The sequence below is a fragment of the Pseudomonas asgharzadehiana genome, assembly GCF_019139815.1.
Classification (GTDB): Bacteria; Pseudomonadota; Gammaproteobacteria; order Pseudomonadales; family Pseudomonadaceae; genus Aquipseudomonas; species Aquipseudomonas asgharzadehiana.
This window is the reverse complement of the sequence record NZ_CP077079.1, coordinates 5338011-5363048: the sequence shown is the minus strand read 5'-3', so window position 1 is coordinate 5363048 and position 25038 is coordinate 5338011. Positions and strand designations below refer to the sequence as shown.

The 25038-nt window shown below is 60.8% G+C and carries 20 protein-coding genes; 5 read left to right on the top strand and 15 right to left on the bottom strand.

Translation table 11 applies throughout. The annotated features are described in order from the left end of the window. Window positions 1-99: 99 nt before the first annotated feature. The 14 genes from KSS96_RS24320 to dksA all read right to left on the bottom strand — a co-directional run bounded on the left by KSS96_RS24320 (window position 100) and on the right by dksA (window position 19539). The gene (locus KSS96_RS24320) at window positions 100-3033 is read right to left on the bottom strand and encodes a DUF748 domain-containing protein (RefSeq protein WP_137220331.1); all 2934 of its coding nucleotides are present in this window, start codon (window positions 3031-3033) and stop codon (window positions 100-102) included. 87 nt (window positions 3034-3120) lie between these two features. Further along, window positions 3121-4137: a class I SAM-dependent rRNA methyltransferase gene (locus KSS96_RS24315; RefSeq protein ID WP_065876791.1), complete on the bottom strand. Its 1017-nt coding sequence runs from the start codon at window positions 4135-4137 to the stop codon at window positions 3121-3123. Window positions 4138-4203: 66 nt separating this feature from the next. Next, a complete protein-coding gene (locus tag KSS96_RS24310) occupies window positions 4204-5073 on the bottom strand; it encodes an oxygenase MpaB family protein (RefSeq protein WP_017528784.1) in 870 nt (289 codons plus the stop codon). Between the two features lie 18 nt (window positions 5074-5091). Further along, complete coding sequence (gene acs / locus KSS96_RS24305) at window positions 5092-7029, bottom strand: acetate--CoA ligase (RefSeq protein ID WP_217855377.1); 1938 nt, start codon at window positions 7027-7029, stop codon at window positions 5092-5094. A 105-nt stretch (window positions 7030-7134) separates the two neighbouring features. Next, window positions 7135-8799: a glucose-6-phosphate isomerase gene (pgi, locus tag KSS96_RS24300; RefSeq protein WP_017528783.1), complete on the bottom strand. Its 1665-nt coding sequence runs from the start codon at window positions 8797-8799 to the stop codon at window positions 7135-7137. Window positions 8800-9024: 225 nt separating this feature from the next. Next, window positions 9025-9876, bottom strand: a complete 852-nt coding sequence (gene panC, locus KSS96_RS24295) for a pantoate--beta-alanine ligase (protein ID WP_017528782.1) — start codon at window positions 9874-9876, stop codon at window positions 9025-9027. Next, the gene (gene panB, locus KSS96_RS24290) at window positions 9873-10673 is read right to left on the bottom strand and encodes a 3-methyl-2-oxobutanoate hydroxymethyltransferase (protein ID WP_017528781.1); all 801 of its coding nucleotides are present in this window, start codon (window positions 10671-10673) and stop codon (window positions 9873-9875) included. Before panB ends, panC begins: the two co-directional genes overlap by 4 nt. 214 nt (window positions 10674-10887) lie before the next feature. Continuing rightward, entirely contained in the window at window positions 10888-11385 is a 498-nt protein-coding gene (folK, locus tag KSS96_RS24285) for a 2-amino-4-hydroxy-6-hydroxymethyldihydropteridine diphosphokinase (protein WP_017528780.1), read from the bottom strand. Window positions 11386-11387: 2 nt separating this feature from the next. Continuing rightward, entirely contained in the window at window positions 11388-12791 is a 1404-nt protein-coding gene (locus tag KSS96_RS24280; protein WP_017528779.1) for a polynucleotide adenylyltransferase PcnB, read from the bottom strand. A gap of 709 nt (window positions 12792-13500) precedes the next feature. Further along, complete coding sequence (locus tag KSS96_RS24275) at window positions 13501-14937, bottom strand: sigma-54-dependent transcriptional regulator (protein WP_017528778.1); 1437 nt, start codon at window positions 14935-14937, stop codon at window positions 13501-13503. 22 nt (window positions 14938-14959) lie between these two features. Beyond that, the gene (locus tag KSS96_RS24270) at window positions 14960-17914 is read right to left on the bottom strand and encodes a sensor histidine kinase (protein ID WP_017528777.1); all 2955 of its coding nucleotides are present in this window, start codon (window positions 17912-17914) and stop codon (window positions 14960-14962) included. Next, on the bottom strand, window positions 17898-18074 hold the full coding sequence (locus tag KSS96_RS24265; protein WP_003176118.1) for a hypothetical protein: 177 nt from the start codon (window positions 18072-18074) through the stop codon (window positions 17898-17900). Before KSS96_RS24265 ends, KSS96_RS24270 begins: the two co-directional genes overlap by 17 nt. 62 nt (window positions 18075-18136) lie before the next feature. Continuing rightward, window positions 18137-19024: a tRNA glutamyl-Q(34) synthetase GluQRS gene (gluQRS, locus tag KSS96_RS24260; protein ID WP_017528776.1), complete on the bottom strand. Its 888-nt coding sequence runs from the start codon at window positions 19022-19024 to the stop codon at window positions 18137-18139. A gap of 83 nt (window positions 19025-19107) precedes the next feature. After that, window positions 19108-19539 (bottom strand): RNA polymerase-binding protein DksA, encoded by a 432-nt coding sequence (gene dksA, locus KSS96_RS24255; protein WP_065876794.1) that lies wholly within the window; start codon window positions 19537-19539, stop codon window positions 19108-19110. Between the two features lie 319 nt (window positions 19540-19858). Between dksA and KSS96_RS24250 the strand changes: the two genes are divergently transcribed. After that, window positions 19859-21031, top strand: coding sequence for a pyridoxal phosphate-dependent aminotransferase (locus tag KSS96_RS24250; RefSeq protein ID WP_065876795.1), 1173 nt, complete (start codon window positions 19859-19861; stop codon window positions 21029-21031). Next, entirely contained in the window at window positions 21031-21741 is a 711-nt protein-coding gene (gene sfsA / locus KSS96_RS24245) for a DNA/RNA nuclease SfsA (protein ID WP_217855375.1), read from the top strand. Before KSS96_RS24250 ends, sfsA begins: the two co-directional genes overlap by 1 nt. Here the strand turns inward: sfsA and KSS96_RS24240 are convergent. Further along, on the bottom strand, window positions 21738-22055 hold the full coding sequence (locus KSS96_RS24240) for a Rieske (2Fe-2S) protein (protein ID WP_017528772.1): 318 nt from the start codon (window positions 22053-22055) through the stop codon (window positions 21738-21740). The genes sfsA and KSS96_RS24240 overlap by 4 nt on opposite strands. 156 nt (window positions 22056-22211) lie before the next feature. Here KSS96_RS24240 and KSS96_RS24235 point away from each other — a divergent pair, with 156 nt between their 5' ends. Genes KSS96_RS24235 through KSS96_RS24225 form a run of 3 tightly spaced genes read left to right on the top strand, consistent with a single transcriptional unit; the run spans window position 22212 to window position 24891 of the window. Further along, the gene (locus KSS96_RS24235) at window positions 22212-23090 is read left to right on the top strand and encodes a heme/hemin ABC transporter substrate-binding protein (protein WP_068937240.1); all 879 of its coding nucleotides are present in this window, start codon (window positions 22212-22214) and stop codon (window positions 23088-23090) included. Between the two features lie 50 nt (window positions 23091-23140). Continuing rightward, window positions 23141-24124 (top strand): FecCD family ABC transporter permease, encoded by a 984-nt coding sequence (locus KSS96_RS24230; protein ID WP_175404173.1) that lies wholly within the window; start codon window positions 23141-23143, stop codon window positions 24122-24124. Continuing rightward, window positions 24124-24891, top strand: a complete 768-nt coding sequence (locus KSS96_RS24225; RefSeq protein ID WP_065876797.1) for a heme ABC transporter ATP-binding protein — start codon at window positions 24124-24126, stop codon at window positions 24889-24891. The genes KSS96_RS24230 and KSS96_RS24225 overlap by 1 nt, the downstream gene beginning before the upstream one ends. Window positions 24892-25038: the final 147 nt, after the last annotated feature.

The window sequence follows — 25038 nt, the reverse complement described above, 5'->3', positions numbered from 1 at the left end:
CCACTCAATGCACCTCTGAGGTTCATGCGACCGACCACACGGATGTGGTCATTACAGGCCCCGGCACTTTGTGTCGGGGCCTGTTCTATTGCGGGGCGGTTATTCGGCGTCCAGGTGCAGCGGCGTGACCACCCGGCCGTCTTTCTCTGCCTGGCCCAGGTTGGCATCGATGAAGTACACCCGGTCATCTTCCAGTTGGCCCTTGTCGACCAGGTAGTCTTTGATGGTGCTGGCACGGTCCTGGCCGAGTTGGCGCAGCAGCACATCGCTGCCGCTCCAGAACTTGATCACACCTTCACGCAGCTTGGCGGTGCGGTCGTCACGGCTCAGGTCCTTCCACTCGGCCGGGGGCTGTTGTTTCACGCGGGTCCGGAAGATACCTTCGAGCAACGGTGCTTTTTCGCTTTCCGGAACTTCCAGCAACGAGGCCTGGGCCGGAACCTTGTCGCCGCGACGCTGGAGCATCTTGTAATAGTTGTATTGGTATTCACGTTCCAGTCGCTGGGCGGCCAGGAAGGGGCCATCGCTGCTGGCAGCGGCCGTGCCTTCGATTTCCAGGCGCAGGGCAGGACGTTCCTTGAGCGCCTTGGCCAGCGTGTTAAGAGCGCCTTCGGCATCTTTGTTCAATTCGCTGGACCCGGCGGCGAATGACACGTTGCCAAGGTCCTCCGCGCCGCCGCCGGTGACCAGCCCGCCGATAAACTTGAACGGCGCGGTGGCCGCGCGTGCCACCAGGTTGCGCAGGGTCTGCCACACAATCGGCATCACGCTGAATTGCGGGTTATTCAGGTCGCCGCTCACCGGCAGTTCGATGGAGATCTTGCCGTCAGTGTCCTTGAGCAGGGCGATTGCCAGGCGAATCGGCAAATCCACGGCATCGGCGCTGTCGACTTTCTCACCCAGTTGCAGCTGCTCGATCACCACTTTGTTTTCGGCCTTCAGCTGGCCCTTGGTGATCACGTAGTGCAGGTCGAGGTTGAGACGGCCCTTGCGGATACGGAAGCCGGCGAATTTGCCGGAGTAAGGTGTCAGTGTGGTCAGCTCTACGCGCTTGAAGCTGGTGGCGATATCCAGCGCGGCCATAGGATCAAACGGATTCACGCTGCCTTTGATGGTCACCGGGGCATAGCGATCCACCTTGCCCTTGATATCGACGCTGGCCGGTTTGTTCTGGCGACTGTCAATGGTGCCGATCTGGCCGTTGAGCTGTTGAATCGCCGTGGCAAAGTTGGGCGTGAGGCTGAAGTCGGCAAAGTTGGCCGAACCGTCGTTGATCGCAACCTGCCCGATATGAATGCCCAGGGGCTTCTCTTTGCTCGCGGGGGCTTTGCTCGACGACTTGGCGCCACTGTCGGCCGGCTGCGGAATCAGCAAGTCGTCAACGTTGGTGGTGCGGTCGTCGTTGATCATGAAGCGCGCATAAGGTTGCAACAGGTTGACCTTGTCGATCGACAGGCTGTCCCCGTGTTGATAGTTCAGGCCCTCGATGACCAACCGCTGCCATTTGAGAAAATCACGGGTCTTGAGCGTATCAAGGGTGTGCAGTTGGTCGACCTGCGCACGGCCGGTGATCTGCAAGGCCAGTGGCGCGGTGCTTTTCAGGTTCACGTCGAGGTCGCTGCCGAGCATACCGCTACGCAGTTCCAGGCGGATAAACGGGCTGATGTAGGACTGCGCAACCCGCAGGTCGATGTCTTTGGTATTGACCTTCAGTTTGGCGCTGACTGGGTTGAGGTTGACCACGCCGGCGGCCTGGAGCTTGCCTTGCTTGCCCACGCCGCTGTCGATCTTGAGTGTGAAGGGGTTCTGGTTGAGGCTATCGAAGTTCTGCACATCGACGTTCAATGGGCCCAACTCCAGTGCCACAGCGGGCTTAGCCTGGCGGTCAGCCAAGTGCACTTGATAGTTGCGCAGCTGTACGTCCTTGAGCAGTACTTGCCAGGGTTTGCTTGGCGCAGCGGGCTCGGGCTTTGGCGAGTCAGCGGTGGCGGGGGCCGTCGCCGGCTCCGGCGCCTTGGCGGGTTTGCTCGGTTGGCTGGCGAACAGTTTTTGCCAATCCAGTTGACCATCGGCTTCAAGGGCGGCCCAGGTTTCCAGCTTATTGCTGCGAATCTTGCCGACTAGCACCTGCTGCTTGGCCAGGTCTACGGAGGCTTCGCTGACGTCCAGACGCTCCAGGCGTACCAGCGGACGGCCATCCGGTGCCTTGATGGCGAATGGCGCGATGCTGGCGGCGGTGTTGGTCAGGTTCAGTTCGGTTTGTTTGGCCAGGCTGAATTTATACTCGGTGCTGAAATTGAGCACGCCGTCTTCCAGTACCAGAGGCAGTGCGTCGCGCACGTAGGGCCACCAGGCTTTCATCTTGCCGCCGGTGACTTTCAAGGTGCCTTCGGAGGTGATCGGCACCAGGCTGAAGTTGCCCTTCCAGTCGATCTGCCCGCCTTCAGGGCCTGCCGCCACGAGGGTCATGTCGGCATTGTCTTCGGGCAGGGTGCTGAGGTTCTTCAGTTCGAAGTCGAGTGTGTCGTAGAGGAACTCGATGGGCTCGCTGGGGCGCAGGTCTTCGAAATGCACGTAGCCGCCGGCCAGCTTGATGCTGTCGATGCGCAGCGGGAACGGCTTGGCATCGGGGTCAGTCGGCGTTGGTTCGCTTGGTGGCAGTTTGAACAGCTGCGCCAGGTTCAACTTCCCGCTCTTGTCGAACAACAGCTCGGTCTTGGGTTTGTCCAGTTGCACGTCAGCCAGGTGCAGGGCGCGGGTCCACAGGCTGTCGATCTGCAGGTTGGCATAGAGCCGTTCGAAACCCACCTGCTCCTTGCCGGGTTCGCCGATTTTCAGGCCCCAGAGCGTCAGTTCCAGGCTGAATGGGTTGAGTTCGATACGCTCGATGCGTGCAGGTGTCGTGGCGTAATTGGCCAACTGTTGGTTGGCAACGCGAAGGGCGATGCCGGGCAGAATCAAAAAGCCCAGCAAGCTGTACAGAGCAAGGGCAGTCAACAAGGCGCCAGTGGCGCGGATCAATCCTTTGGGCATGGGGCGGCGCCATCTATGTCGAACAAGAGTGCCTTGGAGTATGGCACGGGTTTTCGGTTCCGAAGAACCGAGCCTATGGGAAGAGTCCTACAGCTGAAGTATCAGAGTTTTCAGGGGAGGCTGCTGGTCCAGTGAAGGAAAATCCGCCCCCGGCGTCATGATTTTCCAGTCACGTACCGGTCGCCCGGCTTTTTCCGCGCAACGCAGGACCTGTTCGCGCCACTCGTGCATGCTGACTTTTGCCAGGTTGTTGCAGCAGATCAGCACGCCGTTGTCGGCAGTGGCGAGCAGGGCGGGCTTGAGCAGGCTCTGGTAGTCGCGCAACAGGTCGACGGTGCCGAATGCACTCTTGGCCCAGGCGGGTGGGTCGAGCAGCACCAGGTCGTATTGGCGTTGTTCCAGGCGCGGATAGCTCGGCAGTTTCTGCCCTCGACGCTGGGTGATCGGCAAGCCGGCCAACTGGCGAATCGCCGGGAAGTAGTCCGATTGCACGAACTCCATGGCCGGCAACTGCGGGTTGAGCAGGCCGTTCTCACGGCCGACCGCCAGGTTGCTTTCGGCGAAGTCCAGGTTGCACACCTCGCGTGCGCCCCCGGCGGCTGCGCTCAGGCCCACGCCGCAGGTGTAGGCGAACAGGTTCAGCACGCTTTTGCCGGCGCTGTGGGCTTTGACCCAGCCGCGGGTGTTGCGCAGGTCCAGAAACAGCAGCGGGTCTTGCCCGACATGGCGCCCACGTACGCGGTAATTCAGGCCCCATTCGTGACCGACCAGGTCTTGCAGCGCGGCGGGTTCTGCGCGGTACACCGAGTCTTCGCGATCGATCCGCGAGTTGCCGCGGGAGCGGTCGTTGTACACCAACAGTAATTCCAAACCCATGTACTGGTTGATCAGTTGGTGCAGGTCCAGCAGCTCTGCGGTTTCCAGCGACTGGTGAAAGCTTTGCACCAGCAACTGCGGGCCATAGCGGTCGATGGTCAGGCCGCCGGCGCCTTCCTGGCTGCCGTGGAACAGGCGATAACAATCGGTACCCTGGGCGTGCAGTTCGCTGATCAGGTCTTGGCGATGATCGAGGGCGGCGCGCAGCGCCTGATTCAAGGAAGACATGGAGCGCGCCTTGCTAAGTAAGGGGGGGCAGTGAGGGCGCGGAGTTTAACAGCTATGGGGCCTTGGCTACATCAACCCCATCCGTCGGTGTGCCCGTTGCACCGAACCATTGCGCATTGCCCAGCGCAACAATGGCGCGCTGCGCTTGACCCCGGCACGAATCAGATGGCGCTGCAGCGGGCTTTGGTGCTGGTCGAGCAGGGCGCTGGCCCAGTCCGGCAGCAGGTCGATACCGGCTTGCATCATTAATGCGCCAAACGGCTTGGCCAGCGGACTTGGCGCGGGCGCATTCAATAGTAGGCGCAGCACTTCGCGGCTGCGCTCGTCGCACAGCAATTGCGGGCGGATGCGTGCCAGGTAAGTGGAAACTTCCTGCCGTGAGTGCGGTACTTGCCGTGCGCCCAAGCGTTCCGCCACCAGGGCGATTTCACTGTAGTAACGGTCTTGGTCGCGCCCCGAAAGCCCGGGGTTGCGGTAGCGCAGGTGAGCGGCCAGAAAGTTGCTCACTTCGGCAACATGCACCCAGGTCAGCAGTTCCGGGTCGCTTGCCGCATATGGCCGCCCGTCCGGTGCATGGCCGACTACCTGCAAGTGAATGGTGCGCACCTTTTCGATCAGCCAGTCGGCGTCCTTGCGCGAACCGAAGGTGGTGCCGGAAATGAACTGTGATGTGCGCCGCAAGCGCCCAAGCATGTCCTGGCGAAAGTTCGAATGGTCCCACACGCCCGCCAGGGCCAGCGGGTGCAAGGCTTGCAGCATCAAGGCGCTGATGCCGCCGATGAGCATGCTGCTGAAGTCGCCATGCACTTGCCAACTGACCGAATCCGGTCCGAACAGGCCGGGGTCGCCCTTGGGGTTTTCCAGGTCCAGTTGGCCCAGTGACAAGCCGGTGAGGCTCATCAACTGGGTTTCGATACGGCTGCGGATAAATTCCATGGCGACTCGGGGTGTCTCCTAGCGGTTCAGGCGTTTGTCGATAAGACCGTCCACCACGCTGGGGTCGGCCAGGGTTGAGGTATCACCGAGGCTGTCCAGTTCGTTGCAGGCGATCTTGCGCAGAATCCTGCGCATGATCTTGCCGGAGCGGGTTTTCGGCAAGGCCGGTGCCCATTGAATCAGTTCCGGTTTGGCAAAGCTGCCGATTTCCTTGCTGACCAGTTCCAGCAGGTGTTTTTTCAGCGCTTCGCTGGGCTCCACGCCATTCATCGGGGTGACGAAGGCGTAGATGCCCTGGCCTTTGACATCGTGGGGGTAGCCGACCACGGCGGCCTCGGCGACCTGGTCGTGCAGCACCAGTGCGCTTTCCACCTCGGCCGTGCCGATACGGTGGCCGGACACGTTGATCACATCATCGATGCGTCCGGTGATCCAGTAGTCGCCGTCCTCGTCGCGGCGCGCGCCGTCGCCGGTGAAGTAATAGCCGGGGTAGGGTTTGAAATAAGTGTCGACCATGCGCTGCGGGTCACCATAGACGCTGCGGATCTGCCCCGGCCAGCTGGCTTTGATGACGAGTACGCCGCTGCCGGCGCCGCTGATTGCTTTGCCGTGCTCATCCAGCAGCACAGGCTGTACGCCAAACATCGGTTGGGTCGCGCAACCCGGTTTGATCCGTTGGGCGCTGACCAGTGGGCTGAGCATGATGCCGCCGGTTTCGGTCTGCCACCAGGTGTCCACAATCGGGCAGCGCTGTTCGCCTACCGCATTGAAATACCAGTCCCAGGCCTCCGGGTTGATCGGCTCACCCACACTGCCGAGCAGCCGCAGGCTGGCGCGGGAGGTGTTCTCCAGCGGGCCGTGGCCCTCACGCATCAAGGCGCGCAGGGCGGTGGGCGCGGTGTAGAAGATATTCACCTGATGTTTATCGATCACCTGCCAGAAGCGCGAACTGTCCGGGTAGCTCGGTACGCCTTCGAACATCAGCGAGGTCGCGCCATTGGCCAGCGGGCCGTAGACGATATAGCTGTGGCCGGTGACCCATCCCACATCCGCCGTACACCAGAACACTTCGCCATCACGGTAATCGAGTACGTACTTGAAGGTCATCGCGGCCTGCAGCAGATAGCCGCCGGTGGTATGCAGCACGCCCTTGGGTTTACCGGTGCTACCCGAGGTGTACAGGATGAACAGCGGGTCTTCGGCGCCCATCGGCTCGGGGGGGCAGTCATCGCTGGCGGCATCCAGGGCTTGCTGGTACTTGAGGTCGCGGCCTTCGCTCCAGTCCAAGGGCGCACCGGTACGCTCCACTATCAGCACGGTATTGACCCCCGGGCAGCTTGCCAGGGCCTTGTCGACGTTCTTTTTCAAGGCCACTGGCTTACCGCCGCGCACGCCTTCATCGGCGGTGATCACGGTGCGGCAGTCGGCATCGAGGATGCGGTCGCGCAGGGCATCCGGCGAGAAGCCCCCGAACACCACCGAGTGCACCGCGCCAATCCGCGTGCAGGCCAGCATGGCGTAGGCCGCTTCCGGGATCATCGGCATGTAGATGCACACGCGGTCGCCTTTCTTCACGCCACGGCTTTTCAGCACATTGGCCAGGCGGCAAACGTTGTGGTGCAGTTGGCGGTAGGTGATTTTGGCAGACTTTGTCGGATCGTCGCCCTCCCAGATGAAGGCCACTTGATCGGCGCGTTGCGCCAGGTGACGGTCGATGCAGTTGTAGCAGACGTTCAGTTGGCCGCCGGCAAACCATTGGGCTGCGCCGGTGTGGATATCCGAGTGTTGAACGGTGTGCCAGGGGGTTATCCAGTCGAGAAAGCCCTTGGCCTGTTCGCCCCAGAAGGTATCGGGTTGCTCGATGGATTGACGATAGAGGCGCTGGTAGTCCTCTTGACTGAGTTGCGCAGCCCGGCGGACGGCATCGGCGGTTGGAAACGTGCTGATATCGAACATGAGCGATCCTTATTCTTGTTTTTGCGACAAGTGATAAAGATGCACCCTGTGGGAGGAGGGTTCAAGGCCAACGTCCAAACGGATGTTGGCCTTGCGTTACCTGCATCAGCCGCGGTGACGACCGCGGAAGTAGTTGATCAGGCCCTGGGTCGAGGCATCCTCGGCTGAGGTTTCTTCAGCGCCGGTCAGGCGGTTGTACACGCCCTTGCCCAGCTCTTTGCCCAGCTCAACGCCCCATTGGTCGAAGGCATTGATGCCCCAGATCACGCTCTGCACGAACACCTTGTGCTCATACATTGCCACCAGCGCGCCCAGGCGACGTGGGCTGATGCGCTCTACCACCAGGGTGTTGCTTGGACGGTTGCCCGGGATCACCTTGTGCGGGGCGAGCTTCTGCACGTCGTCTTCGGCGATGCCCTTGTCGCGCAGCTCGGCTTCGGCTTCGCTGCGGGTCTTGCCGAGCATCAGCGCCTGGCTTTGCGACAGGCAGTTGGCGTACAGCCACTGATGGTGGTCGGACACCGGGTTGAAGCTGACGATCGGCACGATGAAGTCGGCCGGGATCAGTTGGGTGCCTTGGTGCAGCAGTTGGTGGTACGCGTGCTGACCGTTGCAGCCCACGCCCCCCCAGATCACCGGGCCGGTGTCGGTGGACACCGGTTTACCGTCCTGGCGCACGCTCTTGCCGTTGGATTCCATGTCCAACTGTTGCAAGTGTTTGGTGATGTTACGCAGGTAGTGGTCGTACGGCAGGATCGCATGGCTCTGCGCGCCCCAGAAGTTGCCGTACCAGACACCCAGCAGGCCCAGCAACACGGGCATGTTTTGCTCGAACGGCGCGTTCTGGAAATGCTGGTCCATGGTGTAGGCACCGGACAGCAGTTCCTTGAAGTTGGACATGCCAATGGCCAGGGCGATTGGCAAGCCGATGGCCGACCACAGCGAGTAGCGGCCGCCGACCCAGTCCCACATCGGGAAGATGTTTTCTTCACGGATGCCGAACGCCACGGCTGCCGCGTTGTTGCTCGATACGGCGATAAAGTGGCGGTACAACTCGGCTTCCGAGCCACCCTGGGCCAGATACCAGGCGCGGGCGGCCTGGGCGTTTTTCAGGGTTTCCAGGGTGTTGAAGGATTTCGACGAGACGATAAACAGCGTGGTCTCGGCGCGCAGCTTCATGGTCAGCTCGTGGAACTCGCTGCCGTCGATGTTCGCCAGGTAGTGGCAGCGCACGCCTTTATGGGCGTAGGACAACAGCGCTTCAGAGACCAGCTCCGGGCCGAGGAACGAACCACCAATGCCGATGTTCACCACGTCGGTAATCGGCTTTTCGGTGTAGCCACGCCACAGACCATCGTGGATGCGGCCGACCAGATCGGTGATCTGGTTCAGCACCTTATGCACGTCCGGCATGATGTTCACGCCGTTTACCGACAGCTTGTCGCCCACCGGGCGGCGCAGGGCGGTGTGCAGGGCAGGGCGGCCTTCGGACGAGTTGACCGGCTCGCCGGCGTACAGCGAATCGATCGCGTCTTTCAGACCGACTTCCTTGGCCAAACCCACCAGCAGGTCGCGGGTTTCGCTGGTAATCAGGTTTTTTGAGTAATCGAGGAAAAGTCCGCAGCTGCTCAAGGTGAACTGGGAGAAGCGCTGGGGATCGGCATTGAACGCTTCGCGCATGCTGAAATCCTGCATGGCTTGGCGGTGTTGGTTAAGCGCTTGCCAGGCGGGCAGAGCGGTAACGTCATGAGGGGTGCGGTAGTACGCCATCGCTGCGGGTTTCCTTTTATTACGGGGACTGCCTTTAGGACACTTCAAAGTCCGGAACATCCAGTCTTTCTATCAAGGATTGGGTTCCAGACAGCGCTAACCTTAGCGCCGGGCGATTACATTAAACCTAGCGTGTCGATATGTCTTGGCTTTGTCTGCGCTGTGGCCGGTACTTTTTTATACCGGCGCAGCATTCAGGGCAACAGGCGAGCTGTTCGGAGGGGGTCAGTTGAGGTTCAGGTGCAAGTTGTCGATGAGGCGGGTCGTACCCAGAAAGGCCGCGACCAGAATCACAATGTCCCGATCTTCAGGCGTGGCGGGGCGCAGGTGCAGGCCTTGGCGAACTTCCAGGTAGTCCAGGCGCAGTCCGGCGGCTTGGATCTGTTGTACCTGTTGCGCGCGCAATTTGGCGAAATCGAGGTCACCGTCCTTGATGGCGGCGGCAATCTGGCTGAGGCTGCGAAACAGCACCGGCGCAATCGCACGTTGCTCTTCGCTGAGAAAGCCATTGCGTGAAGACAGCGCGAGGCCGTCGTCGGCGCGCACGGTAGGTTCGCCGATGATCTGGATCGGCATGTTCAGGTCGTGGACCATGGCGCGGATCACCGCCAGTTGCTGGTAGTCCTTTTGGCCAAACACCGCGATGTCCGGCTGCACCATGTTGAACAGCTTGCTGACCACCGTGGCCACGCCTTCGAAGTGCCCGGGACGGCTGGCGCCGCACAAGCCTTCGGACAATTGTGGAACGCTGACGCGGGTCTGGCCGGTCATGCCGCCGGGGTACATTTCTTCGACGGTGGGCGCGAACAGCAGGTTGCACCCGGCTTGCAGGAGTTTTTCCTGGTCGGCGGCGAGGGTGCGGGGGTATTTGTCCAAGTCTTCGCCGGCGCCAAATTGCAGCGGGTTGACGAAGATGCTCGCGACGACAAAGTCGGCCTGCTGCACCGCCTTGTTCACCAGGGTCGCATGGCCGCTGTGCAGGTTGCCCATGGTGGGCACGAAGCCGATGCGTTTGCCGGCTTTGCGGGCGTGGGCGACGGCAGCGCGTAGTTCGCGTACGGTTTTTACGGTGTTCATGCAGAGAATCCGTGTTCGGCGCCTGGGAAGGTCACGCCTTTGACTTCAGCGACGTAAGCACTCAACGCAGCATGGATGCTGTCCTGGCCGGTCATGAAGTTCTTTACGAACTTCGGCACGCGGCCGGTGATCGACAGGCCGAGCATGTCGTGCAATACCAGCACCTGGCCATCCGTTGCCGAGCCTGCGCCAATACCGATCACCGGCACCTTAACGGCCTGGGTGATTTCTGCGGCCAATTCGCTGGGCACACATTCAAGCAGGATCATCGCCACGCCCGCTTGCTCCAGGGCGATGGCATCGGCACGCATCTGGCGCGCCTGGGCTTCATTGCGACCTTGCACTTTATAGCCGCCGAGGATGTTCACCGACTGCGGCGTAAGGCCCATGTGCGCACACACCGGCACGCCGCGTTCAGCCAGCAGGCGGATCGATTCGGCAAGCCATACGGCACCTTCCACCTTGATCATGTGTGCGCCGGCCTGCATGAGTTTGCCGGCGTTCAGGAAGGTCTGTTCAAGCGTGGCATAGCCCATGAACGGCAGGTCGGCGATGATGAACGCGCCCTCATTGCCGCGTTTGACGCTGGCGGTGTGGTAGGCGAGTTCATCGGTGGTCACGGGCAGGGTGCTGTCATTCCCTTGAAGAACCATGCCCAGGGAGTCGCCTACCAATAACACTTCAACCCCAGCCTGGCAGCAGGCGTTGGCGAAGGTGGCGTCATAGCAGGTCAGCATGGTGATTTTTTCACCTTTGAGCTTGAGGCTCTGCAAGGTGGTCAGGGTAATGTCTGGCATGAAAAGGGTCCTCGTTCAGGCGCTTGGAAACAGCGAGTAACGCGCGTGAGTCTTCGTTTATACAGGCGCACCGTCTTGAGAGCAGTGCTTATAAGGCCTGGATTGCGCCCTTTAGCGCCGGGTTGGCGGCAGCGGGACGCCTATAGTCGTGAGGAGGACACGGGAAGTCAATTGGATGTGTTACCGCATTGTTACGACGGGGGTGTTACCGCTGTTACTGATGCGATTCAGCAGCGCGAAGGCGTTCCAGGCCGACAAACGGGCAGGCTTCAAGCAGGGCACCGAGGCATGTGCCATCCGGCAGTTGCAATGCCGCGGGCGCCAGTTCGGCCAGCGGATACAACACAAACGCACGCAGGTGCATCTGGTAGTGGGGCACCTTCAGGCGCGGTTCATCGATCAGGCGATCGCCAAACAGCAGAATGTCCAGGTCAAGCGTGCGTGGGCCCCAACGCTCCAGGCGCTCGCGGCCTTGGTCGTTTTCGATGGCTTGCAGCGCATCCAGCAAGTCGAGAGGCGCAAGGCTGCTGTCCAGGGCGGCAACCGCGTTGGTGTAGCGCGGTTGGCCAGGGAGCAGGGAGTCACTTTGGTAAAAGGCGGACACACCCGCGACGCAAGTGCCTGGCAACTGAGCCAGCGCTTGGATAGCGCTGCGCAATTGCTGGTCCGGGGCGGCCAGGTTGCTGCCCATGCCGATGTAGATGCGTTCCACGTTTATTCGCCTGCGGCGCCCGAGGCATCGGCTGCGCTGCGCTTGCGCTTGGTACCGCTGCGCCGGCGCTTCTTCGGCCCTTCGCCGGTTGCTTCACCTTTGCTGCCCAGCTCACGAATCATCTCGCGACGCTCGCTGTCATTGGCGTCCTGGTAATCGGTCCACCATTCGCCCAGGCCGTCGGTCTGTTCGCCGGCGCTTTCGCGCAGCAGCAGGAAATCGTAGCCGGCGCGGAAGCGTGGGTTGTCCAACAGCAGGTCGGCGCGTTTTCCGCTGCGGCGCGGCAGGCGCTCCTGCATGTCCCAAATCTCTCGGATCGGCATGGTGAAGCGCTTTGGAATGGCGATGCGCTGGCACTGTTCGGCAATCAGTTCGTGAGCGGCTTCCTGCATGGCCGGAATCGGCGGCATGCCACGGTCCTGCAAACGCAGTACACGTTTTGGCAGGGCTGGCCACAACAGGGCGGCAAACAGGAACGCCGGGGTGACCGGTTTGTTCTGCTTGATGCGCAGGTCGGTGTTGATCAGCGCTTCGCTGATCAGCGTGTGGGTATAGGTTGGGTTGTATTCCAATGCTTCGGCGCTGGCCGGGAACAGAGGGTCGAACAACTGCAGGTCGACGAGCATCTCGAACGTGTCGGCGGCGTAGCCCGAGAGGAACAGCTTGAGCACTTCTTCGAACAGGCGTGCCGAGGGAATTTCCCGCAGCATGGGCGCCAGTTCGCGAATCGGCGCAGCGGTATGCTTCTCGATGCCGAAGTTGAGCTTGGCGGCAAAGCGCACGGCCCGCAGCATACGTACCGGGTCTTCCTGGTAGCGTTGCGTCGGGTCGCCGATGAGGCGGATCAGGTTGTTGCGGATGTCGTGTACGCCGTTGGCGTAATCGAGGATGCGTTCGCTGACCGGGTCGTAGTACAGGGCATTGATGGTGAAGTCGCGGCGTTGCGCGTCTTCTTCCAGGGTGCCATAAACGTTGTCACGCAGGATGCGACCGCTCTCGTTGCGGGAGGACTGATTGGTGTCTTCCTCTTCATCGTTTTGCGGATGGCCGGCGCGGAACGTTGCGACTTCGATGATTTCGCGCCCGAAATGGATGTGCACCAGCTTAAAGCGGCGGCCGATGATGCGCGCATTGCGAAACTCGGCGCGCACCTGTTCAGGTGTGGCACTGGTGGCGACGTCGAAATCCTTGGGCGTGATATTAAGTAGCATGTCGCGTACGCAACCGCCGACCAGATAGGCCTGGTAACCGGCGTTCTGCAAACGTTCGACGATATTCACCGCATAACGGCTGAACTGAGCGCGTTGCAGCGAATGTTGGCTGCTATTGAGCACTTCAGGCGTGCTGCGTTTGTGTTGCGTACGACGCAAGGGAGAACGGAATGACTGGAACAACTTCTTCAGCATGGGATGCACTGTTTGAAGGAATGTTCGGCCATAACGAAGAATGACCGCATGATGGGCGGGGATTCTAGCATTTAGTCGGGGGATGGTGTAGGAACAAGCTGCAGGCTTTGCGCCAGAAGCCTTTGAGCGTCGAATTCGTAGCTATTTACCAGAAACTACAAGGGGAGCCGAAGCTCCCCCAGAAGTAGTTGCGTGCTCTATTTTTATTATTGGTTTCGGGCTTCTTGTTTTTGTTGATCGCCCTCGCCATGAAGCTTCACCTTCATGACACTCCCAATCGGGAGTCAAGAGCAAACGGATTGCTTTGGTCGCTGTGTTGCTGATCTATGATCCAACCAGTTCAGGCTCTGCCTTAGGGCAGTTTTTGTTGTTCTCGGCCTGGTTGCGGGGCAAGCCCCAAATGCAACGCCTCTCCAAAAGAATCAGTTAGCTGCGCCTCCGCCGTGTTGTTTTTGTTATGCGTGAGTCGATTCGTCTTATTTTTATTGTCTTGTACAAAGCTTGTTATTGTTTTTGTACTAAGCATATAGCAGGGTGCGTGCCAACTTTTGCGCCGCCTAACAAAACCGGGGGTTTGAGGGGTTTTTGGGTTTTTGACGGGCCAAAAAAAGCCGGGGCTTCGTTACCGTAAGCCCCGGCTTTTGTTACGCAAAAAATCAGCGGTAACAGTTTTTTCACATCTGTGGGTGTTACCTAAGGGCGCGCGCCCTCAACTTTCGCTGGCCACACCGGTCTTGCGCCGTGGGATGCCCAGGCGCTGGCGCCGCTCCCACAGGCATTTACGGCTCACGCCCAGTTTGCGCGCCAGTTCGGTTTCGGTCATATGGTCCTGATGTTCCAGAACAAAATGCTGGAAGTAATCTTCTAGTGACAAATCCTCGGTTGGCTCATGGCTGGTATTGCTACCGCCCTGTTGCGGGGCCAGGCCGATGAAATCGTCATCCTCCAGGTCGCTGAGTTCGATATCGATGCCCAGCAGCTCGGCGGAAATTTCCGGGCTCTCGGACAGGATCACCGCGCGCTCGACCGCATTCTCCAGTTCCCGCACGTTACCCGGCCACGAGTAGTGCCTGATCGCCTGCTCGGCATCCGGCGCAAACCTCAGGTCGGTACGGTTGATGCGCGCACTCTGGCGCAGCAGGAACGCGTTGGCGATCTCGTTGACGTCGGCACCACGCTCGCGCAAGGCCGGCAGCTTGAGCGCGATCACATGCAGGCGGTAGTACAAGTCTTCACGGAACTGGCCGATCTTGGCCAGGCTCTTGAGGTCACGGTGGGTGGCCGCGATCAGGCGAACATCGACCTTCTGCGACTGCACCGAACCCACGCGGCGGATCTCGCCTTCCTGCAGCACGCGCAGCAATCGCGCCTGTGCTTCCAATGGCAACTCGCCAATTTCGTCGAGGAACAATGTACCGCCGTCCGCCGCTTCCACCAGGCCCGCACGCCCGGCGCTGGCACCGGTAAACGCGCCTTTTTCGTGGCCGAACAATTCGGACTCGATCAGGGATTCGGGGATTGCCGCGCAGTTCACCGAGATCATCGGTGCCTTGGCGCGCTTGGACAGGTTGTGCAGGGCGCGAGCCACCAGTTCCTTACCGGTGCCCGACTCGCCCTGGATCAGCACATTGGAGTCGGTAGGCGCCACTTTGCGGATCTTGCCGTACAGGTCCTGCATCGGTGGGCAGGAGCCGATGATGCCGATCTCGCCATTACTGTTGTCGACGCCCGGTTTGTCGGCGCCGCCGGCGGCTTTGCCGGTGGGGCGTTGTTCGGCCGGTGCGCTGCTGGCCGACTGACGGTCGCGCAGGATGCGCGCCACGGCCTGGAGCATTTCATCGTGATCGAAAGGCTTGGCAATGTAGTCCACCGCGCCCATCTTCATCGAGTCTACCGCCGAGCGCAGGCTCGCGTAGCTGGTCATGATCAGCACCGGGGTGCCTTGGCCAAGCTTGATCAACTCGGTGCCAGGTGCGCCAGGCAGGCGCAGGTCGCTGACAATCAGGTCGAACGTGGGGATGCTGAAACGCTCTTGTGCTTCCTGCACCGAGCCGGCTTCGCTGACCTGGTACTGATTGCGTTCAAGCAGGCGACGCAAGGCAGAGCGGATAATGGTTTCGTCTTCGACGATCAAAATGTGCGGCATTGATTCAATTCTCTCGACGGTCTCAGTTCACAGCGGACGTCGCTTCGACATGACGCGGCAAGGTCACCCGAATACGGGTGCCGCGTTGGCTTTCGGTGTCAGCCGGGCTGTCGATGGTGATTTGTCCATAATGCTCTTCAACGATGGAATAGACCAGTGCAAGGCCCAGACCGGTGCCTTCACCCGGATCCTTGGTGGTGAAGAAGGGTTCGAACAATCGGTCCATGATGTTCTGTGGAATGCCGCTGCCTTCGTCCTCCACGATCAGGTCGACCGTGTGCTCGAAAGCCTCACTCTTGACCCGTACTGCGCCACCGGCGGGCGTCGCATCGCGGGCGTTTGACAGCAGGTTGATCAACACTTGGGCCAAGCGTTGTGAGTCGCCGTCGACCCAATGGTCCGGGTCGCACAGGTTGAAAAACTGTACTTCGAAATTGCGCCGGTTCAAGGCCAGCAGCCCGATGGCGTCCTGTGCCACTTCGGCCAGGCACACGGCCTCATCAAGGTTCTGATGGGCGCCGGCGTGGGCAAAACTCATCAGCGACTGCACGATGCGTGACACGCGTTTGGTCTGTTCGAGGATCTGCCCGCTGATTTCGATGATTTCGCCATCTTCCTCGCGTTCTTCGCGCAGGTTTTGCGCCAGGCAGGCAATCCCGGTAATCGGGTTGCCGATCTCGTGGGCCACGCCCGCCGCCAGCCGCCCGATGCTGGCCAAACGTTCGGAGTGTACCAGTTTGTCTTCGAGCATCTGGGTTTCGGTCAGGTCTTCGACCAGCAGCACCAAGCCGCTGTTACCGGGGGCCAGGGGCTCGTCGATGGCCGCTTTGTGCAGGTTGAGCCAGCGGGTCTGGCCATCGAGGGCCAGGTGCTGCTTGTGCAAATGCTCATCGGGCACGTCGATAAAGCCTTGCAGCAGTTCTTTCCACGGCTCGCCCAGGGTGTTCAGGCGCGACCCCACGACCCGTTGCGCGGCGATACCGGTGAGTTCTTCCATGGCTTTGTTCCACATCAGGATCTCTTGATCCTTGGCCAGTGAGCACACGCCCATCGGCAGTTCCTGCAGGGTCTGGCGGTGGTAGCGGCGCAAGGCGTCGAGTTCGGCGGCAAGGCCGGTAAGGCGTGAGTGGTAATCCTCCAGCCGGCTCTCGATGAAGTGGATGTCTTCGGTGACATAGTTTTCGCCGCCAGCCTTGTAGGGCAGGAAGGTTTCCACCATGTCCTGGGACACGCTGGGGCCCATCAGGCCGGACAAGTTGGCCTCGATCCTGTCGCGCAAGCGGCGCAGCGCATAGGGGCGCCGCTCGTCGAACGGCAGGTACAGATCGCGCAGCGCCTGCTCGACTTCCTTTTGTGCGGCCTTGGCGCCCAGTGGCTTGGCCAACTGCGTGGCGAACTCCTGGGGCGAGGCGGCGTGCAATTCGCGACGTTGCGGGCGACGCACGTTATCCACGGCGCAGGCTTCGGCGGCGCTGGTTTCCTCGGGGCTGGCATTGGTGAACAGCGAGATCAGGGTGAACATCAGTACGTTGGCGGCCAACGAAGCAATCGCGGCCATGTGCCAACTGGTGTCGTCCAGCACATAGATCATATTCAGCAGCGGGATGTAGAAGCCCTGCAGGTTCCCGACCAGCGGTAGCAGCATGGTCACGACCCAGACCAGAATCCCGGCGAGCAGACCGGCGATAAACCCACGGCGATTGGCGGTCGGCCAGTACAGCACCGACAACACGCCCGGCAAGAACTGCAGGGTGGCGACAAACGCAACGATGCCAAGGTTGGCGAGGTCTTGCCCGGCGCCCAGCAACAGGTAGAAGCCGTAGCCGGCCATGATGATCGCGACAATCAGCGCGCGACGCGTCCACTTCAGCCAACGGTAGATATTGCCTTCGGCGGGGGGCTGGTACAGCGGCAGCACCAGGTGGTTAAGCGCCATGCCCGACAGCGCCAGGGTGGTGACGATGATCAAGCCGCTGGCGGCCGACAAACCACCTACATACGCGAGCAGGGCCAGCGCGGGACTATTGGCGGCAATGCCGATGCCGAGCGTGAAATATTCGGGGTTGGTGGTGGCGCCCAGCTTGAGGCCCGCCCACAGAATCAACGGCACCGCCAGGCTCATCAGCAGCAGGAACAGCGGCAAGCCCCAACTGGCGCTGACCAGCGAGCGTGGGTTGAGGTTCTCGGTAAATGTCATGTGGTACATGTGCGGCATCACGATTGCCGAGGCGAAGAACACCAGCAGCAGCGTACGCCAAGGGCCCTCCTGCAATGGCGTGTGCAGGGCGGCGAGGGCGGTCTGGTTTTGCAGCAGCCACAGTTCCAGCTGTTGGGGACCATCGAATACGCCGTAAAGCGCATAGAGGCCCACGCCGCCGATGGCGATCAGCTTGATCACCGACTCGAAGGCAATCGCAAATACCAGGCCTTCGTGCTTCTCGCGGGTGGCGATATGGCGCGAGCCGAAGAAAATCGTAAACAGGCTGATCAGTGCACAGAAGGCCAGGGCAACCACATGTTGCACCGGTGCGCGGGTGAGGATGCTGATGGAGTCCGCCACGGCCTGGATTTGCAAGGCCAGCAAGGGCAATACGCCAATCAGCATGAACACGGTTGTCAATGCGCCGGCCCAGGTGCTGCGAAAGCGGAAGGCAAACAGGTCGGCCAGGGACGACAGTTGGTAGGTGCGGGTGATCTTCAGGATCGGGTACAGCAGCACCGGCGCCAGCAAAAAGGCGCCGGATACACCGAGGTAGCTGGACAGGAAACCGTAGCCGTACTGATAGGCCAGACCGACCGTGCCATAAAACGCCCAGGCGCTGGCGTACACGCCAAGGGACAAGGTGTAGGTCAACGGATGGCGAATGATCGCCCGCGGGATCATTCCGCGCTCACTGATCCAGGCGACGCCGAACAGCGCGGCCAGGTAGGCGGCGCTGATCAGCAACATCTGGGTGAGGCTAAAGCTCATCGGCATCTTTTTGGCTCTGCAGGATGAAAGTCACGACGATCAGGATCAGCCACAGCAGATAGGGGCGATACCAGGCGCCCGTGGCGTCGATCCACCAATCCATGATGGCGGGGGAAAACAGGTAGATCCCGACGACCAGCAGCAGGACCAATCGATAGATGTACATGTTGGCCTCTGATTAAAAAACTGCGGCGATGGTAACGGATGCCGGGCAAGCTGCAAGCGCCTTCAGCTCAATTGCGCCTCGGCCAGCGTCAGTGTGCGTGGGATCAGTGTGGCATCCCAGTGCTCGATGCCCCAGTCGAGCAGCTCCCGCGGGCTGGCATGAAGCAGTTCGGCCGCCGGTTGCTGGCCGAGCGCGCGCAAGGCCCTGACCAGCAAGGGGGTGGCCTGGCCTGGCGTCAACGGCGGTGAACGGTAGGACTTGCCCAGCTTGTTACCGTCCGGCTGGACGATCAATGGCACGTGCAAATAGCGTGGTTGGCGCAGGCCCAGCAGCTCTTGCAGGTACAGCTGGCGCGGGGTGGAATCGAGCAGGTCGGCGCCGCGCACGATATCGGTAACGCCTTGCCAGGCATCATCCAGCACCACGGCCAGTTGGTAGGCGTAGAGACCGTCACGGCGACGGATAACGAAGTCTCCTGCATCGCGGCCCAAGTGTTGTCGGAATTCGCCTTGCACGCGGTCGGTAAAGTGGTATTCCAGCTCAGGAACACGCAAGCGGATGGCCGCATTCTGCTGCTCATGGCCGGCATTGCGGCACAGGCCGGGATAGATCCCGTTATAGGGTTCCAGCTGTTTGCGCGAGCAGGTGCAGGCGTAGGCCAAGCCATGGTTGAACAGGTCGTTCAATACCTTGGCGTAGGCATCATGCCGCTCGCTTTGTCGGACCAGTTCACCGTCCCATTCGAAACCATAGCTTTCCAATGCATGAAGAATCGCAGCCTGTGCGCCGGGCTCTTCGCGGGGAGGGTCAAGGTCTTCCATGCGCATCAGCCAACGGCCTTTGTGGGCGCGGGCGTCAAGGTAAGAAGCGAGGGCGGCGACCAGTGAGCCGAAATGCAAATGGCCGCTGGGCGTGGGGGCAAAACGCCCGATATAGGTAGAGGCTGTCATGGGCCGGATACTACTGGAAAATCGGTAAACGCCAGAAACAGAAATGGGGCGTTCGCACGCCCCATTCGTTCAGCCCGGCAGGATTACTTGCCGACCTGTTTTTCCTTGATTTCGGCCAAGGTCTTGCAGTCTACGCACAGGTCCGCAGTCGGGCGGGCTTCCAGGCGGCGAATGCCGATCTCGACGCCGCAGGATTCGCACCAGCCGTATTCTTCGTCCTTGATCAGTTGCAGGGTCTTGTCGATCTTCTTGATCAGCTTGCGCTCGCGGTCACGGGCGCGCAGTTCGAGGGCAAATTCTTCCTCCTGGCTGGCACGGTCGGCCGGGTCAGGAAAATTGGCTGCTTCGTCCTTCATGTGGTCAACGGTGCGGTCAACTTCCTGCATCAAGTCCTGTTTCCACTTGTTCAGGATCTTGGTGAAATGCGCGCGCATGGGCTCGCCCATGTACTCCTCACCTTTCTTTTCTACGTAAGGTTCGAAGCCGCTGATGTTTTGCTTGTCTTGGGTGGACATGAATAGACCGCCTCTCACTCTTCTAATCCATTGCGCAGGATTGCAACGTCACCGACACCTGCCGGCCCTGCGGCTGCAAGCGGGCGAACTTACCAGATAGATTCGGGGTGCGCCACTCCCGGTTGTCGAGGCCCGTCGCGCAGAGGTTGCAAACTGCAATCGCCTGTCGTGGCTGGGTATGTCTCGGCTCGGATGTTGATTTTAGTCGTTTTGTACGCGCTTGCCCGGACCACACAGGCGGCCGAACAGGCAATAGAGCATGTTTTAGCGCCAGGGTTCGGTAGAATCCGGATTTTGTCCTCACCGTTAAGGAAGGCTAATGGCTCAGCCCTACAGTGCGCGCAGTCGCGCCATCGAACCTTTTCATGTCATGGCATTGCTGGCGCGGGCCAATGAGCTGCAGGCTGCTGGCCATGATGTGATCCACCTGGAAATCGGCGAGCCGGATTTCACTACCGCCGAGCCGATTATCCAGGCCGGCCAGGCGGCGCTGGCCAATGGCAAGACCCGTTACACGGCCGCTCGTGGCTTGCCGGAGTTGCGCGAAGCCATCAGCGGGTTTTACCAGCAGCGTTACGGATTGTGCGTAGACCCCGAGCGCATTCTGATCACGCCTGGCGGTTCCGGCGCGTTGTTGTTGGCCAGCAGCCTGCTGGTCGATCCGGGTAAGCACTGGCTGCTGGCAGATCCCGGTTACCCCTGTAACCGGCACTTTCTGCGGCTGGTTGAAGGTGCCGCCCAACTGGTGCCCGTGGGCCCTGAAGTGCGCTACCAGTTGACTGCCGACCTGGTCGCCAAGCACTGGGACCAGGACAGCGTAGGCGCGCTGGTCGCCTCTCCGGCCAACCCTACCGGGACGATGCTCACGCGGGACGAGTTGGCTGGGCTTTCGAGCGCGATCAAGGCACGTGACGGCCATCTGGTGGTGGACGAGATCTATCACGGTCTGACTTACGGCACAGACGCCGCGAGTGTGCTGGAAGTCGACGACGATGCCTTCGTGCTCAATAGTTTTTCCAAGTATTTCGGTATGACCGGCTGGCGCCTGGGGTGGCTGGTAGCCCCGCCGGCGGCGGTAAGTGAACTGGAAAAACTGGCGCAGAACCTCTATATCAGCGCACCCAGCATGGCTCAGCATGCGGCGCTGGCCTGCTTTACCCCGCAAACCCTGAGCATTCTGGAAGAGCGCCGCACCGAATTTGGCCGCCGTCGCGACTTTCTATTGCCGGCCCTGCGCGAACTGGGTTTCGGCATCGCGATAGAGCCGCAAGGTGCATTCTATTTGTACGCCGATATCCGCGCGTTCGGCGGTGATGCCTTCGCGTTTTGTCGTCACTTCCTGGAAACCGAACACGTCGCCTTTACCCCCGGATTGGATTTTGGTCGCTATCAAGCCGGCCACCACGTGCGTTTTGCCTACACCCAAAACCTTGAGCGCCTACAGGAAGCCGTAGAGCGAATTGCCCGTGGTCTGCGGAGTTGGCAAGGCTGATGCGTTTTCATCCTCCCCTCGAAGAGGGTCGGCTGATCCGGCGCTACAAGCGCTTTCTCACCGATATCGAAACCGTTACCGGCGAGTTGCTCACCATTCACTGTCCAAACACCGGTTCCATGCTCAATTGCATGGTCGAAGGCGGGCAGGTCTGGTTCAGCCGTTCCAGTGACCCCAAGCGTAAATTGCCTGGTACCTGGGAAATTGCCGAAACACCGCAAGGGCGCCTGGCATGTGTGAACACGGCGCGCGCCAATCAGTTGGTGGAGGAAGCGTTGCGCGCGGGCGTGATCACGGAACTCAACGGCTTCACCGCATTGAAGCGTGAAGTGCCCTACGGTCAGGAGAAAAGTCGGATCGACTTCCGGCTGGAATACCCGGACGGCGCGGCCTACGTGGAAGTTAAAAGCGTCACCCTGGGCTTTGACGACAGCAGGGTTGCCGCTTTCCCCGATGCGGTGACCCAGCGTGGCGCCAAGCATCTGCGCGAGCTGGCGCACCTGGCGCGGCAGGGTGTGCGGGCGGTGCAGTTGTATTGCGTCAACCTGTCGGGCATTGATGCGGTGCGCCCGGCGGTGGAAATCGACGCCATCTACGCTGCGGCCCTGCGCGAAGCCAAGGCGGCCGGCGTGGAAGTGCTGGCCTATGGCGTACGGGTGACCTCCGAGGAAATTGGCGTGGACCGCCGATTGGACGTGCTGCTCGACTAGACGTCTACCCACAGGCCTTGTTCGTCTTCACGGCCGGGCAGCGCAATGAGACTCTTGCCGGCGCACGGGCCTGCGATGCATTCGCCGCTCTCGATCAGGAACAGTGCACCGTGGGTGGCGCACTGGATCAGGCTGGCGCTGTCGTCGAGGAAGCGATCAGGGTGCCATTCCAGGGGGATGCCTCGATGGGGGCAGCGGTTGATATAGAAGTAGGCAATGCCCTCCCGGCGCACCGCCAATAGCTTGCAGCCGTCGATATCAAACCCGCGGCTGCTGTCTGGCGCTAGCTCATCAGAGGGGCAGAGAAACTTCATTACAATCCTTAAGTGCCTTGACGTTCAAATGCAAACAATTATCAAATGCCGGCTTCGCCCGTTTGCTGACTGGGTACTCGGTTCGATGCCTGGCAGGGATTATCTGTCACATTCGTGAGCGCTCAAGAGGCCCTGCTTCTGGAAGGAAACCCTGTTATGCGCCTGAGTGCCAGCGCTATTGCGCTTGTTGTCGGACTGCTGGTCAACCCCGGGGCGCAAGCCTCTGAGCCGCCACAACGCTGGGTGAGTGCCGGTGGGGCGCTGTCTGAATGGGTGACGGCGTTGGGCGGCGAGTCGAAACTGGTGGGGGTGGATACCACCAGTCAGCATCCTGAATCGCTCAAGGCCCTACCCAGCATTGGTTATCAGCGGCAGTTGTCGGCCGAAGGTATTCTCAGCCTGCGCCCCCAGGTGTTGGTGGGTACCGAAGAGATGGGGCCGCCGCCGGTGCTGGCGCAGATTCGCAACGCAGGTGTCCAGGTCGAAATGTTCTCCGCGCAGCCAGATCTGCCGAGCTTGAACGGCAATCTTCAACACCTGGGCAAATTACTCGGGGACGAAACCAAGGCCCGCGAATTGTTTGCCGGATATGAACAGGCGCTGGTTCAGCAAAAAAACTGGGTTGCCAACGCCCGGTCCACGCAAAAGGCGCCGGGTGTGTTGTTGCTGATCGGCCATGCCGGGGGCAAGCCGTTGATCGCCGGTAAAGACACGGCGGGCGATTGGGTGCTGCGGCAGGCGGGTGGGCATAACTTGGCCACCCATAGTGGTTACAAACCGTTTTCCGTGGAGTCGCTGGCAGGGTTGAGCCCGGATGTACTGGTATTTGCTGACCGTGCCCTTACGGGGGATGCGGCACGCGCGGCGTTGTTCAAGGAAAATCCGATCCTGGCTTCAACGCCTGCCGCAAAGAATGGGCGAGTATTTGAATTGGATCCGACGCTGTTGGTGGGCGGGCTTGGGCCGCGCCTGCCGCAAAGCCTGGTGCATTTATCCAGCGGCTTTTATCCGCCTCAGGCCAAGCCTTCCCCATGACCTCTCTGGTTAAACCGAAAACACTGTTTGTCGGGCTGTCGCTGTTGTGTGTGTTAGCGACCTGGCTCTCGTTGGCACTGGGGCCGGTGAGTTTGCCGTTGCTGGATACGCTCAAGGCGGCGTTGCGGTTGGTCGGCGTGCCGATCGAAGCGCAAGGTTTGGAGCAGGCTGAACTGATCCTGGGGCAGATTCGTCTGCCGCGAACCTTGCTGGGCCTGGCGGTGGGTGGCGTATTGGCCTTGTCGGGCGTGGCGATGCAGGGGCTGTTTCGCAACCCGCTGGCAGATCCGGGTTTGGTGGGCGTTTCCAGTGGCGCGGCGCTGGGGGCGGCTATCGCGATTGTCGGCGGTTCGCTGTTGGGTGGGCTGCCGGATGCACTCGGGCCCTACTTGCTGTCGTTGTGCGCTTTTTTGGGCGGGTTGGGCGTTACCGCGCTGGTCTATCGCCTGGGGCGGCATAACGGCCAGACCAATGTCGCGACGATGCTGCTCGCGGGTATCGCCCTTACGGCGTTGGCCGGTTCGGCGGTAGGCCTGTTCACCTACCTGGCGGATGACGCCACTCTGCGCACTCTGGCGTTCTGGAATCTGGGCAGCCTCAACGGTGCCAGTTATTCGCGGTTGTGGCCGTTGCTGCTGGTCAGCGCTGGGGTGGCGCTGTGGTTGCCGCGCCGGGCGAAAGCACTGAATGCATTGTTGCTGGGTGAATCCGAGGCCAATCATCTTGGAATTGACGTTGAAAGGCTCAAGCGTGAATTGGTGTTCTGCACTGCCTTGGGGGTAGGGGCTGCGGTGGCGGCGGCGGGCATGATTGGTTTTGTCGGGCTGGTAGTGCCGCATTTGGTGCGGTTGCTGGCGGGGCCTGATCACCGGGTGTTGTTGCCGGCTTCGGTATTGGCGGGCGCGAGTTTGCTGTTGTTTGCCGATCTGGTCGCGCGGCTGGCCTTGGCACCGGCTGAACTGCCCATCGGTATCGTGACCGCGTTCATTGGCGCGCCGTTTTTTCTTTACCTGTTGTTGCGGGGGCGTGCCTGATGTTGAGTGTGCAAGACCTGCAGATTCGTCGCGGCGGCAAGACTGTGCTGGCGGATATCACCCTGGACCTGCTGCCGCGCGAAGTGCTCGGCGTGCTGGGCCCCAACGGCGCCGGGAAAAGTACGCTGCTCGGTGCGTTATGCGGTGAGTTACGCCCCAATCAGGGCAAGGTGTGGCTGGATCAGCAAGCGCTGGAAAACTGGAGCGGATCGCAGCGTGCACAGCGACTGGCGGTGTTGCCGCAAACCTCGACCCTGGATTTTGCGTTCCGTGTCGAAGAGGTGGTCGGCATGGGCCGTTTACCTCATCAAACCGGCCGCGTACGCGATGACGAAATCATCCAGGCGGCCTTGCAGGCGGCGGATGTCGCGCACTTGAAGGGCCGCAGTTACCTGGCGTTATCCGGCGGGGAGCGTCAACGCGTGCACCTGGCGCGCGTGCTGGCGCAGCTATGGCCTGGAGAGGCGGGGCAGACCTTGTTGCTGGATGAGCCCACATCAATGCTTGATCCTCTACACCAACACACGACCTTGCAGGCTATTCGGGCGTTTGCCGATCGCGGGGCGGCGGTGCTGGTAATCCTTCACGACTTGAACCTGGCCGCGCGTTACTGTGACCGCATTTTGCTGCTGGAGAAGGGGCGCCCGCATGCTCTGGATATGCCGGCACAGGTGATGCGGCCCGAGCCGCTTAAAGCGGTGTTTGGGCTGGATGTGTTGGTGCAGCCGCATCCGGAACGTGGGCATCCGTTGATTATCACGCGGTGATGCCAGCTTTCGCGCAGGCAAAAAAAGACCCGGCAAGAGCCGGGTCAAATAACCGTGATTAGCCTGATGAGGAGATAATCTGAGAGTCCGAACCAATGGTCTTTCAGTTATCGGCTGATCTCGCGACCAGTTGTGATAATCATAACG